This is a genomic window from Streptomyces sp. NPDC088157 (genome assembly GCF_044741545.1).
Taxonomy (GTDB): domain Bacteria; phylum Actinomycetota; class Actinomycetes; order Streptomycetales; family Streptomycetaceae; genus Streptomyces.
Genome location: NZ_JBIUSU010000003.1, coordinates 298704 through 312443 on the forward strand (window position 1 = coordinate 298704; position 13740 = coordinate 312443).

A 13740-nucleotide genomic window follows, 5' to 3' on the forward strand; every position below is an offset into this window, starting at 1 on the left:
GTACCCTGATGCCCACCCGAGCGCCCCGCCGCCGCAGAAATCTGGCGCCCGTCGCCTTCGTCGCGCCATTCCTCCTGCTGTTCCTCCTGACCTTCGCCGTCCCCATCGGCTACGCCGTCCACCAGAGCGTCATGGATGTCGAGCACACCGGTCCGCTGGGGCTCGGCGGCACCCGTACCGTCTTCGTAGGGCTCGGCAACTACTCCGACGCGTTGTCCGATCACGCCTTTGTGCGCAGCATCGGTCGCGTACTGCTGTTCGCGGTCGTCCAGGTACCGGTGATGGTCGCGTTGTCCGCCGGGCTCGCGCTGCTGCTGGACAGCGCCTCGGCCAGAGGCGTGCGGTTCTTCCGCGCCGCCTTCTTCCTGCCCTACGGCGTTCCGGGGGTCATCGCGTCCATCCTGTGGGGCTTCTTGTACGTTCCGGGAGTCAGCCCTCTCGTGGACGGCATGCGCCACCTGGGGGTGTCGGTGGACCTGCTGGGCGGAAACACGGTTCTGTGGTCCATCGCGAACATCGTCACCTGGGAGTTCGCCGGCTACAACGTTCTGGTTCTCGTCGCCCAGTTGCGCACCATCCCCGCGGAGTTGTACGAGGCCGCCCGCATCGACGGCGCCACTGCGTGGATGACGGTCCGGCATGTGAAGCTGCCGCTGCTGCGCCCGGCGCTGATCCTCACCACGGTCTTCACCATCATCGGCACGCTGCAACTGTTCGCGGAACCACTGGTGCTCCGGCCCGTCTCGTCGAGTATCGACAGTTCCTACACCCCCAACCTCAGCGCCTACAACGAGGCGTTCACCAACGACAACTACCACCTCGCAGCCGCCGAGGCAGTGCTGCTCGCCCTCGCCGCGTTCGTGCTCTCCTTCGGTTTCCTGCGGCTGATCAACAAGAGGGGTGAGGACGCGTGAGTCTCCAGACACCGGCCCGCACAGTCCCGCCGACGGGTGAGGCGCCGGCCCCCGACGACGGCACGACGCCGCGCGGCGGCATCACCGGGGTCACCGCGCGCAGTCGTATCCTGGTCACCGGCCTGCTCGTGGCAGCCGCCGGGTACTTCCTGCTCCCGGTGTACTGGCTGGTCGTGGCGTCCACCAAGTCCACCGGCGACCTGTTCGGCAGCTTCGGGTTGTGGTTCTCCCATCCCCGGTTCCTGAGCAACCTGCACCAGGTGGTCACCTACGACCATGCGATCTATCTGCGCTGGGCCGCCAACAGCCTGCTGTACGCGGGGGTCGGCGCAGGCGTGGCGACGCTGCTGGCCGCGATGTCCGGCTACGCGCTGGCCAAGTTCTCCTTCACCGGCCGCGACACGATCTTCAACATCGTGCTGGGTGGCGTCCTGATCCCCGCCACGGCGCTGGCGCTGCCCATGTACCTGCTGTTCAGCAAGGCGGGCCTGGCCAACACCTACTGGGCCGTACTGCTGCCGAGCTTCGTCAGTCCCTTCGGCGTGTACCTGTGCCGGATCTACGCCGCGGCATCCATACCGGACGAGCTGTTGGAGGCAGCCCGCATCGACGGCGCGGGAGAGATCCGCATCTTCACGGTCGTCGCCCTGCGGATCATGGTCCCCGCCCTGGTGACGATCTTCCTCTTCCAGTTCGTCGGCATCTGGAACAACTACTTCCTGCCGCTGGTCATGCTTTCCGACTCCAAGCTGTACCCCATCACCCTCGGTCTGACGTCGTGGCAGTCCTTCGCCGACCGCCAACCGCAGCTCTACCAGATGACCGTGGGAGGCGCCTTCGTCTCGGTCGTCCCTCTGATGATCGCGATGGTCGCCCTGCAGCGCTTCTGGCGCAGCGGTCTGACCGAGGGCAGCGTGAAGGGCTGACCCGCCGGACCGGACGGTCCTGCCCCTTGCGGCCGGAGGTGCGGCAGCGCACGGCGCCCAACGGGTTGCAGCCCCGAGCCGGTCCGGTCGAGGGCGCGGACCCGGTCGCGAGACGCAGGAAGGGGAGGGGCGATCGCCCCTCCCCTTCTTCAGCGCCGTCGGTGCCTCGGGACGGACGCGCTCAATCACTCCGCCCTGGGACCGGCGGCCTTGCGGAAGACGTCGTAGACGAGCTTGGGCCGCTCTTCGGCGAAGGTGAGCAGCCCCATGACGGAGATGCCGTTGTAGGCCTGGTTGTACCCGGCCCGCTGCTTGTAGTCCTTGAGGACCCAGTAGGTGAAGCCCGCGACGAACTCGCTGCGCGCGGTCACCTGCGCCCAGTGGGCGGTGAAGCTTGCCGCCTGCCACTCCTCCGTGCCCTGTGTGGTGCTGGGGCCGTGGGTGCCGGCAATGGACCAGGTGCCGTTCTCGGTGATCAGGATCGGCTTGTCGGGATACTTCGCGTGCACCGCGTCCAGCGTGGGGCCGAGGTCGGCGTCCTTGCCGTAGAAGTAGCCGAAGTACTCGTTGAACCCGATCACGTCGGCGAGGTCGAAGGCGGGGTCGTTGCTGGTGTTGGAGGCCCAGGTCACGGGGCGGGCGGTGAGATCGACCGCCTTCACTGCCGCCTTCAGGTCGGCGAGCCAGGCCCGGTAGACCGGAGCGCCGTCGGGGTCGATCTCCGACTCGTTCTGGAGTCCCCAGAGGATCACCGAAGGATGGTTGTGCTGGTTCCAGGCCATGGTCAGGGCCAGGGCCCGGGCGAGGCCGTAGCGCTCGGTCTGCAGCTTCTCCTGGTCCGTGTTGAGCCACATGGTGTCGATGTCGTCCATCACCAGCACCCCGTGCTCGTCCGCCCAGTCGTAGACGTACGGGTGGCGGTTGTAGACGCAGTTACGGATGAAGTTGGCGCCCACCGCCGTCACATGGCCCAGTTCCCGGTCGTACTCGGCCGGCGTCATCGCCCTGCCGTGCGCGGCGGTCTCCTCGTGCCAGTTGAGCCCCTTGAGGAACAGCGGCTTGCCGTTCAGCCGCAACTGCGCGTCGTCGATGGCCAGTTCACGCACGCCGTACTCGGTGGACAGCGTGTCCACGCGCGGGCCCGAGTGCCTCCCGGCGGTCAGGGTGGCGCGGGCGGTGAGCGTGTGCGGCGAGGCGGGGCTCCAGCGTGGGGCGCGGGGTATCGGGACCGGGACGCGTACGACGCCTGCCGACCGGGCCGCGATCCGGGCCGCGACCACGACGGGCCGGCCGCCGCTCCCCCGGCCGGGATCCAGCGTCAGGCGGCCGTCGAAGTCGGTGGCGCCGTGGTTCTCGACGACCGCGCGGGCCTCAAGGCGCCCGTTCGCGCCGACGGCGAGCAGTTTGGCGATGGTGACCTGCGGGACCGCCTCGATCCAGGCGGACCGGGTCGGTCCAGCGTAGGGCCAGTGGTCGACGGGCTTGTACGGCAGCTCGTGGTCGTCGGTGACCGGCTGAGCCGTCGAGGCCGTGTAGTCGGTGTAGCTCGCGCGGCGGAAGACCCGCACGGCGATCGTCTGGCGCGTTCCGGGCCGGAGCGCGCCCCCCACCGGAAGCGCGAAGGGCGAGTTGGCGCCCTCGTGCTTGCCGAGGTGAGTGCCGTCGACCCAGACCTCGGCGCTGTAGCCGACTGCCAGGAAGGCGATGCGTACATGCCGGGCACGCCAGGAGGCGGGCACGTCGACGGTGGTGCGGTACCAGGCGTAGCCGTCGGTGAACGCCGTGCCCTTGCCGAAGGCGGCGCTCTCCGAGCCGAATCCCGGAGTGTTCAGCAGGTCCCAGGCCGCCGGGACGTCGATGAGGCCCCATGCCCGGTCGTCGTGGTGCGGGGACTGCCAGCCCTCGCCGAGCCCCTGGCCGGCGGGGTCGAAGCAAAAGCGCCACCGCTTGTCCAGGGACAGGTAGTCGCGCGTGGGCTCACGGGTGCGCCAGCCGTCGAAGGACGGGAGCACCGTGCCGTACTGGAAGACGACGTCGGTGCCGCCCACGTCACGCACATGGGTGCCCGAGGGCTCGGTGGCGGGGTGGGTGTCGAGCACCGGGCCGTTCGCGGCGGCCGCGGGCGCGCCGTCCGCCGCTCGAGCCGTCTCCGGCCAGGCCGGCAGGGCGACGAAGGCGGCCGCGCCGAGTGCCGTGACGACGGTGCGCCGGGACGGATGGATGGATTCGGTCATGACAGGCGGCTCCTCGATGCGCGTACGCGTGTTCGTCCGCCCCACAGCCTGGACAACCCCGGCACCCCCGTCAAGGATTATTCATAAATAATGAATTGAGCTAGCGTGGTGTCGTCGAGCCGCCGACGGCGTCCCACCGCACACGAACGACGGGTGACCTCATGACCGCACAGCAGCAACCCACCACGAGCGAGAGCACGAGCCGACTCGCCATCACCCTGTGGGACTTCAGCTGGTACACACAGGCAGGACCCGGCGAGCCGTTCGCCGACCTCGACCGCGCCTTCGCCGAGGCGGTCGAACGGGGCTTCAACACCGTGCGCGTCTGCGCCATGCCCTTCCTGCTGTTCTCCGGCCGCGTCCACGAGCCGGAGTCCATGCAGGTCCGCGGCCTGGGCGAACAGTTCGGACAGCGCACCCGCTGGTACGACGTGCGCGGCGGTTATCCGCTGGACGGCCTCCGACGGCTCGTCGAGCTGTTCGAGGCGGCCGCCCGCCACGGCTGCAAGGTGATCGTGTCCTCGTGGGAGTACCAGCAGTCCCCCAGCTTCGCCGACACCGACGCCTGGCACCGCGCCCTGGCCGAGGTTCCCGGCCCGGACCGCGCCGAGGCGGTGGCCGAGGCGCTCGCCGGGCTCCTTGACCTCCTCACCGAGCGCGGACTGGCCGACCACGTCGCCTACGTCGAAGTGCACAACGAGGTCGACAACTGCTCCCTGGTGCCGAACGACGGCGACACGGCCCACTACGCACGGCTGCGCGGACCGCTCGAACGCGCCGTGAAGCTGTTGCGGGCACGCCACCCGGCCGTCCCCGTGACCTACTCGCTGGGTGAGCCATGGCCCGACGAGCTCGACGACCTGCCGGAACAGGGGCAGATCGCGCACTTCCACTTCTATGTCTACGGCGTGCTCGGCGCGCTGTACGAGGCGGTGGGACTGGGGCACGGCACCGAAGCGGCGCCCGCGACCGCCACCTGGCCCACCCCCGAACTCGGCGCCATGCTGCGCCCCGACGCGCCCGCCTTCGCCGACTACCAGCCGGACGAACCCTGGCGGCTGGCCGCCACGGGGATACCGCGCGAACTGTTCTACGCGCACGACTGGGTGGATCCCGACCGCTGGGACCTGTGGCTCTACGAGAACTATCCGGCCCACCGTCAGGCCATGCGGGAGACCCTGGCCTCGTGGGTCGACTCCGTCGCCGAGTTCGCCCGCCGCCGCGGCATCCCCGCCGTCCTGGGTGAAGGCGTCGTGGGCTACACCCCGCTCCTGACGCGCTTCGAGGAGGACGCCGTCGGCAAGGACATCGCGGAGTTCGTCGTCGACCGCTGCCTCGCCGCGGGCTTCCAGGGCGTCGTCCTGACCTCCAACGCGGCCCCTCACCACCCCATGTGGAACACGGACCGGGACTGGATGCGGCGGATCAACGCCCGTGTCACCGCGGCCTCCCCGGCCGGATCCGCGGCCCGAGCCGACTGACCGCAGGCACCGGCCGCCACGGGCCCCGGCCCCCCGGGCCCGGGCCCGCGCTCAGTGATCCCGCCGGCCGGAGGCGGCGGGATCAGCGGGATCCCCGGCCGCCTCCGTGGCGGCCCAGGCGGCGAGAAGCCGCAGGGCGTCGTGATCGGGTGTGCCCGGGGCGGCACTGTAGGCGGTCATGGTCAGGCCGGGTCGGGCGGACAGTTCCATGGCGTCGAAATCGAGCGTGAGAACGCCGACGGCGGGGTGCTGGAAGGACTTGCGGCCGGTGTGGTGCAGGCGCACGTCGTGCTTGGCCCACCCGGTACGGAACTCCTCGCTGCGGGTGACGAGTTCACCGATCAGGCCGGTCAGCTCGCTGTCGTGGGGGGTGCGTCCGGCCTCGGTGCGCAGCAGGGAGACGGTCGTGTTCAGGGACGACTCCCAGTCGGGGAAGAAGTCGCGGCCGCGGGGGTCCAGGAACTGGAAGCGGGCGATGTTGGCCGTCCGGGTGGCGGGGTCGGGGAACAGCGGTGCGTACAGGGCGCGGCCCAGGGCGTTGGTGGCGAGGATGTCCAGGCGTCCGTTGCGGATGAAGGCCGGGGAGTCGGTCATGGACCGCAGGACCCGCAGGACGCTGTCCGGGAGCGGGCCGGAGGCGCGCTTGGCGCGGCGGGCGGGGCGTCTGGCGGCGGCACGCGCCAGGTCGAAGAGGTGGGCGCGTTCGGCCTCGTCGAACTGGAGGGCGTTCGCGACGGCGTCGAGGACCTCCTCCGAGGCGCCCGCGAGATGGCCGCGTTCGAGGCGGACGTAGTAGTCGACGCTGACACCCGCGAGCAGGGCGACCTCTTCGCGGCGCAGGCCCGGCACCCGGCGGTTGGCCCCGTAGGCGGGCAGCCCCGCCTGCTTCGGGGTGATCCTGGCACGGCGCGAGGCCAGGAACTCTCGGATGTCGCTCTCGGTACTCACGCACTCCAGGCTAGGCCGGACGGCGCACGAGTGGGGGGCAGGGCAGCCCTGTCTGCTGCGGGGTGATCCTGGCGTGCGGTGAGCGACGTCGACCCGGTCATCGACGTCTGGACCGGTTCTGACAGCTTCGGACCGATGCGGGACGACGATGCCGACGGCGTCGACGACGGCGTCGTCGTCGGCATGGGCCCGGACGGGGGTGCCGGGTGGCGCCCGAGTTGGGCAATCCGGTTGCGGATCGGCCAAGGCGCCGCCGGCGCACCCGGTGCGCCGACGGCGCCGAACCGGCGGCGCTGGCCGAACTCCCCCTGCCGGGCGGCCCGCACGCGACGCGCGCCCACCGCGCGGGCGGCGGGCTCGGTCCCGCCCGCCGTGCCCGCGCCCGCCGGTCTCCCCGCCGTCAGGGCCTGCCCGGCTTCACCTTCCTGTCGGCGCCGTTCACCCGCACGGTGACGTCCCTGCGGTGCGGCGCCCGGTCCGCCACGATCTCGTAGGACGTCACCTTCCCGTGCCGCCACTCGCAGCTGACCTCGTAGCCGCCACGGGCCCGCAGCCCGGAGAAGGACCCCGTGGCCTTCCAGTCGTCCGGCAGGGCGGGCAGCAGGTGGATGACGCCGTCGTGGCTCTGCAGGAGCATCTCCGCCACGGCGCCCGAGATGCCGAAGTTGCCGTCCATCTGGAAGGGCGGATGGTTGCAGAAGAGGTTGGGCAGCGTGTTGTAGGTCAGCAGTCCGCGCAGCATGATCTGGGCGCGCTGCGCGTCACCGAGGCGGGCGAAGAGGGCCGCCCGCCAAGGCCACGTCCACGAGCGGCGGCTGTCGCCGGAAACCGTCGCGGCCGTGAACGGTACGCCGTCCTTCTCGCCGCACCGTGCCTTGAGCGAGACGAGGGCGGCGGCCGCGAACTCGGGCGTCCTCGGGGTGATCTGGCGCCCCGGGTAGACGGCGAAGAGGTGCGAGGTGTGGCGGTGGATGTCGGTGGGGCTGTCGAGGTCCTCCTGCCACTCCTGCAGCTGACCCCACCGGCCGATCCTGTTCGGCGCGAGGCGCGCCTGCATGTCCGCGACCCTGGACCGGTAGGCGGGATCCGCCTCGAGCACCGCTTCGCAGTCGAGGTAGTTCTGGAAGAGGTCCCAGATGATCTGCTGGTCGTACATGACGCCGTCCTCGCGGGGCCCGTGCTCGGGCGACCAGCCGTTCGGTGCGACGAGGAGTCCGTCCTCGCGCTCCTTCAGGTGGTCCTCCCAGAACTCGCAGATCTCCTTGATCATCGGGTGGGCGACGGTGCGGAGGTAGACCAGGTCCTGGGTGAACGCCCAGTGCTCGTAGAGGTGTTGCGCGTACCAGGCGCTCGCGACGGTGTTCCACTCCCACGAGTTGCCGCCGAAGACGCTCTGGCTGGTGCGGGCGGTCCAGCCGCGCGTGTCCTGGCCGAAGGCGTTGCGGGTCGCCACGCGGCTGGGCACCGCCACCTGCTCGATGAACCCGACGAGCGCCTCGTGGCACTCCGGCAGGTTCGTCGTCTCGGCCCCCCAGTAGTTCATCTGGACATTGATGTTGGTGTGGTAGTCGGACGCCCACGCCGGCTGGTTGCTGTCGTTCCACAGGCCCTGGAGATTGGCGGGCAGGCCGTTCGGGCGCGAGGAACCGATCAGCAGGTACCGGCCGTAGTCGAACATCGACTGCTCGAGCGTCGGGTCCGTCCCGCCCGCCGCGTAACGGGCCAGCCGCGCGTCGGTCGGCAGCGCGACGACGGCGGCGTCGGTGGTGCCCCAGTCGACCGAGACGCGGTTCATGAGGGCGCGCGTCTCGGCGATGTGCTTGGCGCGCAGGGTGTCGTAGGACCGGGAGGCGGCCTTGCCGAGCGCCCTGGCGACGCCCGCCCGCGGATCGGCTCCGCGCCACCCGGCGGCGGCGTCGAGCTTGTAGTCGGTGCGGGCGTCCAGGAGCAGGGTGAGGGTCGTGCAGCCGCTGAACCGGAGCACCGACCCGTCGGCGCTGAAGTCGCCGTCGGTGTGCACGGCCTGGACGGTGCACGCGTGCTTGAGGCCGTTGCCCATGACTCCGCTGAAGGCGATCCGGCGGCCACCGGCGTCGACGGTCGTCGGTGCCTGGTCCTGCCCGGACGTCAGCGAGATCGCTCCGGACAGGCCCTGGGCGCTGTCCGACGTGTACCGGAAGACCATGACGTCCGCGGACCGGCTCGCGAAGGCCTCCCGCAGGACGCGCTGTCCCGGCGCGCCGAAGCGGGTGACGTGGACGCCTTCGACGAAGTCGAGGGTGCGCCGGTAGTCGACGACGGTGTGCTGGGTGCGGGTGTCGAAGTTCTTGCCCGCCAGCGCGATCTCCGCGATCTGGAAGCCGGTGGAGGACGCGCCGGGGGTCAGGGTGAGCCGGTAGGCGCGGTAGGCCGTGCTGTTGGTGAGCTGGAAGGTCCGGGTCTCGCCACGGCCGAAGGGCGTTCCGGCGTCCTGCGTGTCGAGGGTGACCCAGGCGGTCCCGTCCTGCGAGGCCTCGAGCGTCCATCGCCGGGGGTCGTCCCGCGGGCGGTCGGGGGCCGCCGTCAGTGTGTACGAGGTGACGGCGGCCGCGCGGGACAGGTCGGCCTGCCAGACGACCGCGGGTGCGCTGCCGTCGACCCGCCAGACGGTGGCCGGATCGCGGTCCGCCGAACGGGAGATGCCCTTGGCCTTCGACCCGGTCCCGGTACCCGATCCCTTGGAGTGCCCGCTCGGCGACGACAGGTACATCGAAGCGACCGCGCCCAGGTCGACGCCGGCCAGGCCGATCTCGCTCACCTGGAAGTGGCTGACCCCTGCCTTGGGCACGAAGTCGAACCGGTAGAAGCGGAAGGCCGCGGTGTCGGCACAGGTGAACTCCTTTGTCTGGTAACGGCTTTCGAACGGCGTCCCCGGAGTGCGGCTGTCCAGCGCGGTCCAGGTGGCGCCGTCGGCGGAACCGGAGAACGTCCACTCCTGCGGGTCGCGCTGCGGCACGTCATTGGCGCTCGTCAGCCGGTAGGAGGCGACCGTGACGGGGGCGGGGAGTTCGACCTGCCACCGCACCTTCGAGCCGGGCCCCTCGATGCACCACTTGGTGCTCGGGTCGCCGTCGTACGTCTTGTCGACGCCCTCCGACGAGGAGGAGCTGTAGGGGCCGCCCGGGGCCGTGACCGTGACCTTGGGGCGGGTGGCGAAGGTGACGGCGAGGTCACCGAAGTTCCGGTACGAGCCGAAGCCGGTCATGCCGGTGTCGAAATCGCTGTCCGGCTTGCCGGCGAGAGCGTTGTCGTAGTTGTTGAGGCCGCCCCACAGACTCTGCTCGTTGAACTGGATGCGCTCCTCGTCGGGATCGGCGAAGAGCATGGCGCCGAGCCTGCCGTTGCCGATGGGCAGGGCCTGCGACTGCCAGTCGGCGGCCGGGACGGAGTACGTCAGCGCCTTGCGCGACAGGGTGGGCCACTGGATGCCCGCCGACGCGTGGTTCCCCGCGGCGACGGCCTGTCCCGTGGGGGTGGCCTGTCCCGTGGGGGTGGCCTGTCCTGTGGGGGTGGTGTCCGTCAGCCGAGTGCCCAGAGGTGCTGCGGCGAAAGCACCGCCGAGCTTGAGGACGCTTCGTCGCAGCGGTTGGGATTCATTGATCACAGTAAGATCTCCCGGCCCATTCATCGGCTGTTTCACGGAAGGAGGAGCGGACGCACCGGCTTTCGCCAGAGCAAGGTCATCTTCGCCGGATGATAGATCGGATGTCTAGAGGTGTGCGTCCGCGAACGACACAGGGGTCGGGCGAGTCCTGGTCAGCCGTCGGCCGACGGCTCCTCCGCGTCGACGAGGCTTCCCGCGAGCCAGTGCTCGACGGCGGCCACATGGACCGTCGCGGCGGAGGCGGCGAGCAGGGCGTCACGTGCCCGGAGAGCGCGGAGGATCTCGTCGTGTTCCACGTGTGCGCGCTCCACGGCGCGCTGCGTCGAGGTCCCCCGCACGATGCGGACCCGCTGGGTACGGGTGGAGAGGACGCGCAACAGCATGGACAGCACGGGGTTGCCGACGGCTTCGACGATGCGCAGGTGGAAGGCGATGTCGTGGGCGACGAACTCGTCGACCGTGGCGGCGGCCCGGGACCGTTCGAGGATGGCTCCGAGTTCCTCCAGGTCCTGGGAGGTCAGCAGAGTGGCGGCCAGCCCGGTCGCCGGCGGTTCCATCAGCCTGCGTACCTGGAGCAGCTGCAGGGCGGTCCGCCCGTGCGAGACGTCGGCGGCGAAGGACAGCGTCTCGAGCAGGAGATGGGGCTCGAGGCTGGACACGTAGGTGCCGTCGCCCTGCCTGGTGACCAGGATGCGCATGGCGGTCAGCGCACGGACGGCCTCCCGAAGCGAACTGCGGGACAGACCGAGCTGACAGGCGAGAACGTCCTCCTTGGGCAGGCGGGAGCCGGGCGCGAGTTCACCTGCGACGATCAGCGCCTTGATGTTCTCCATCGCCTCGTCTGTCAGTGCCACGAGGGTGCCTCTCTCTGTCCCGGGGACGTGCGAGGGGGTGCCACGCGGACCACGAGCGCGCCCGCGTGAAGCTCCCGAGTACTGCGCCTGCTCCCGCGCCTACTCCTGCTTCTCGCCGGACGCGAAGCGGGAGATGATCAGGGCGACGATGATGATCGCGCCGTTCAGGAACTGGTTCCACAGGGGCGGTACGCCCGCCAGCGTCATGACGTTGACCACCAGTTGGAGGGTCAGCACACCGGTGAGGGCTCCGAACACCGAGCCCTTGCCGCCGTTGAGGCTGACTCCGCCGATGACCGTCGCGGCGAAGACCTGGAAGATCCAGCCGCTGCCCTGGGTCGCGGAGATGGATCCGTAGTGTCCGCTGTAGAGGATGCCGGCGAACGCGGCGAGCAGGCTGCCGATGATCAGGACGACCCACACGATCCGGTCGACCCGGATACCGGCGGTCCGGGCGGCCTCCGCGTTGCCGCCGATGGCGTAGAGCGCCCGCCCGTGCCGCAGCCAGGCCAGCGCGCTGCCGCCGGCGGCGAACAGCACCGCGCAGATCCAGATGGCGGCCGGGACGCCCAGCCAGGAGGCCTTGCCCAGGTAGGTGAAGGAGGAGGGCAGGTCCACGATGGACTGGCCTTCGGAGAGCGCCACTTGGAGCCCGCGCAGCATGGTCAGCCCGCCGAGCGTGACGATGAACCCGTTGAGGCGCAGCTTGAGGATGAGGAAGCCGTTGAGGGCGCCGATCGCCACCCCGACCAGGAGGCAGAGCGGGATCGCCGTCCACTCGGGGAAGAGCCCGAGGCCGTTGAACCGGCCGCCGCTGGTGGGCAGCACGAGCCATACGGCGATGACGGGCGCCACCCCGATGGTCGACTCCAGGGACAGGTCCATCCGGCCGACGACGAGGATCAGCGCCGTGGCCAGCACGAGCAGGCTCAGCTCGGTGGACTGCTGGGCCACGCCGATGAGGTTGTCGGAGGTGAGGAAGGCCGGGGAGACGATGAACCCGATCAGACCGAGGACGAGAATGGCCGGGACGAGGGACAGTTCACGGAAGCGGCCGAGATCGAGTCCGCGCCGGGTGATGCCCGCGGCGGGCCGCTGAGCCACGTTCGCTGCGGGGTCGGTGACGTCTGAGGTGGCGGACATGACTACCTTCCGTGCTCTTCGGTGTCGGATGCTGCGGGGGTACCGGCGACGCCCTCCATGGCGGCGACCATCTGTTCGTCCTTCCAGCCGCGGTCGAACTCCGCGACGACGCGACCGTGGAACATGACGAGGACCCGGTCGCACACCCTGAGGTCGTCGAGTTCGTCGGAGACGATCAGCGCCGCCTTCCCGCCTTCGGCGATCCCGCGGATCCTGGCGAGCAGGAACTCCTTGGACTTGACGTCCACTCCGTTGGTGGGCCGGATGGCGACCAGCACATGGGGGTCGGTGGCCAGGGCCCGGGCCACGACGACCTTCTGCTGGTTGCCGCCGGAGAGCGCGGAGACCGGAGTGCCCGCGCCCGGCGTCTTGATGTCGAGATCGCGGATCATGCGCTGGGCGAACGTCCTGGTGCGGGCCGGCAGGACGGTGCCGAACGGGCCGAGCTGGTCGGTGACGGTGAGCGTCGCGTTCTCCGCCACGCTGCGGTTGTTGACGAGGCCCTGGAGGTGGCGGTCCTCCGGCACCAGGCCGACGCCCGCGGTGAGGGACGCCGGGACACTGCCCGTACGGATCGTCCGGCCGTCGACCGAGATCCTGCCCCCTTCGGCCCGGTGCAGTCCGGCGATGGCCTCGCCCACCTGGACATTGCCGCTCGCGGTGGCGCCCGCGAGGCCGACCACCTCCCCGGTGCGGACGGAGAGCGACAGGTCCCGGCAAGTGCCGGACAGCGTCAGCCCGTTGACGGTCAGGAGCTCCTTGGAGCCGACCCGGGAGTCCGTGCTCGTGTCGCCGGCGCTCGTCGGGGTGGCGGATTCTCCGGTCATGGCCTCGACCAGTTCGTGCTTGCCGAGTCCTGCCACCGGCGCGGTGCGGATGTGGGCCGCGTCGCGGTAGACGGTGACCGTGGTGCAGAGGTCGTAGACCTCTTGCAGATGGTGGGAGATGAAGAGGAAGGCGACGCCCTGCCGTTGGAGGTCCCGGAGCTTGTCGAAGAGCCGGTCGATGCCGCGGGCGTCCAGCTTGGCGGTCGGCTCGTCCAGGATGATGAACCGGGCGCCGAAGGACAGGGCGCGGGCGATCTCGACGAACTGCCGCTGCTCCACAGTGAGGTCCCTGGCCCGGGCCGTGGGGTCGACGTCCACCCCGTACTCGCCGAGCAACTGCTCTGCGCGCCGGCGCAGATCCTTCCAGCGGATGGGGCGCAGCGCGGCGACACTCTGCCGGTTGAGGAAGAGGTTCTCGGCGACGGTCAGCTCACCGATGATCGTGGAGCGCTGGTAGACACAGGCCACCTTGGACCGCCAGGCGTCGATGTCGCCGAAGGCGGGCGCCGGTTCGCCGGAGAAGTGCAGGGTCCCGGTGTCGGGCTGCTGGAGCCCGGTGAGGATGGACACGAGCGTCGACTTGCCGGCGCCGTTGCGTCCGACCAGGGCGTGCGACTCGCCCTCGGCGATGGTGATGCGGGCGTCGCGCAGCGCGACGGTGGCGCCGAACCGTTTGCTGATACCGGTCGCCTCGGCCACCGGGGCGCGGCTCGCGGTGCCTGTCGCCGGGGCGGTCGCGGTGTCCGCCATGGTGAATACCGTCCTTCTGG

9 protein-coding genes are annotated in these 13740 nt (G+C 70.4%); 3 read left to right on the forward strand and 6 right to left on the reverse strand.

Translation table 11 applies throughout. The features are described 5' to 3' along the window. Positions 1–8 precede the first annotated feature (8 nt). Positions 9–914 (forward strand): carbohydrate ABC transporter permease, encoded by a 906-nt coding sequence (locus tag ACIPFH_RS12630; protein ID WP_401825556.1) that lies wholly within the window; start codon positions 9–11, stop codon positions 912–914. Next, positions 911–1840, forward strand: coding sequence for a carbohydrate ABC transporter permease (locus ACIPFH_RS12635; RefSeq protein ID WP_401825559.1), 930 nt, complete (start codon positions 911–913; stop codon positions 1838–1840). Before ACIPFH_RS12630 ends, ACIPFH_RS12635 begins: the two co-directional genes overlap by 4 nt. A gap of 185 nt (positions 1841–2025) precedes the next feature. Here ACIPFH_RS12635 and ACIPFH_RS12640 read toward each other — a convergent pair whose 3' ends face one another. Continuing rightward, positions 2026–4074 (reverse strand): glycoside hydrolase family 2 protein, encoded by a 2049-nt coding sequence (locus ACIPFH_RS12640; protein WP_401825562.1) that lies wholly within the window; start codon positions 4072–4074, stop codon positions 2026–2028. A gap of 161 nt (positions 4075–4235) precedes the next feature. Between ACIPFH_RS12640 and ACIPFH_RS12645 the strand changes: the two genes are divergently transcribed. Beyond that, positions 4236–5555 (forward strand): cellulase-like family protein, encoded by a 1320-nt coding sequence (locus ACIPFH_RS12645; protein ID WP_401825565.1) that lies wholly within the window; start codon positions 4236–4238, stop codon positions 5553–5555. Positions 5556–5606: 51 nt separating this feature from the next. Here the strand turns inward: ACIPFH_RS12645 and ACIPFH_RS12650 are convergent, their stop codons facing one another. From ACIPFH_RS12650 to ACIPFH_RS12670, 5 genes are all read right to left on the reverse strand, one after another. Further along, on the reverse strand, positions 5607–6503 hold the full coding sequence (locus tag ACIPFH_RS12650) for a helix-turn-helix transcriptional regulator (protein WP_401825568.1): 897 nt from the start codon (positions 6501–6503) through the stop codon (positions 5607–5609). Positions 6504–6903: 400 nt separating this feature from the next. Next, positions 6904–10146, reverse strand: a complete 3243-nt coding sequence (locus ACIPFH_RS12655) for a glycosyl hydrolase family 95 catalytic domain-containing protein (protein ID WP_401825571.1) — start codon at positions 10144–10146, stop codon at positions 6904–6906. Between the two features lie 152 nt (positions 10147–10298). Continuing rightward, complete coding sequence (locus ACIPFH_RS12660) at positions 10299–11000, reverse strand: FadR/GntR family transcriptional regulator (protein WP_401825573.1); 702 nt, start codon at positions 10998–11000, stop codon at positions 10299–10301. A 99-nt stretch (positions 11001–11099) separates the two neighbouring features. After that, positions 11100–12143 carry an ABC transporter permease gene (locus ACIPFH_RS12665; protein ID WP_356262472.1) on the reverse strand — a complete coding sequence of 348 codons (1044 nt, stop codon included), beginning with the start codon at positions 12141–12143 and terminating at the stop codon, positions 11100–11102. Between the two features lie 2 nt (positions 12144–12145). Then, a complete protein-coding gene (locus ACIPFH_RS12670) occupies positions 12146–13720 on the reverse strand; it encodes a sugar ABC transporter ATP-binding protein (RefSeq protein ID WP_401825575.1) in 1575 nt (524 codons plus the stop codon). Between the last annotated feature and the right edge of the window lie 20 nt (positions 13721–13740).

Bases quoted from the DNA above. Each gene is read 5' to 3' on its own strand.
- ACIPFH_RS12630 (WP_401825556.1), top strand. From the start codon at position 9: ATGCCCACCCGAGCGCCCCGCCGCCGCAGAAATCTGGCGCCCGTCGCC.
- ACIPFH_RS12640 (WP_401825562.1), bottom strand. From the start codon at position 4,074: ATGACCGAATCCATCCATCCGTCCCGGCGCACCGTCGTCACGGCACTC.
- ACIPFH_RS12645 (WP_401825565.1), top strand. From the start codon at position 4,236: ATGACCGCACAGCAGCAACCCACCACGAGCGAGAGCACGAGCCGACTC.
- ACIPFH_RS12665 (WP_356262472.1), bottom strand. From the start codon at position 12,143: ATGTCCGCCACCTCAGACGTCACCGACCCCGCAGCGAACGTGGCTCAG.
- ACIPFH_RS12670 (WP_401825575.1), bottom strand. From the start codon at position 13,720: ATGGCGGACACCGCGACCGCCCCGGCGACAGGCACCGCGAGCCGCGCC.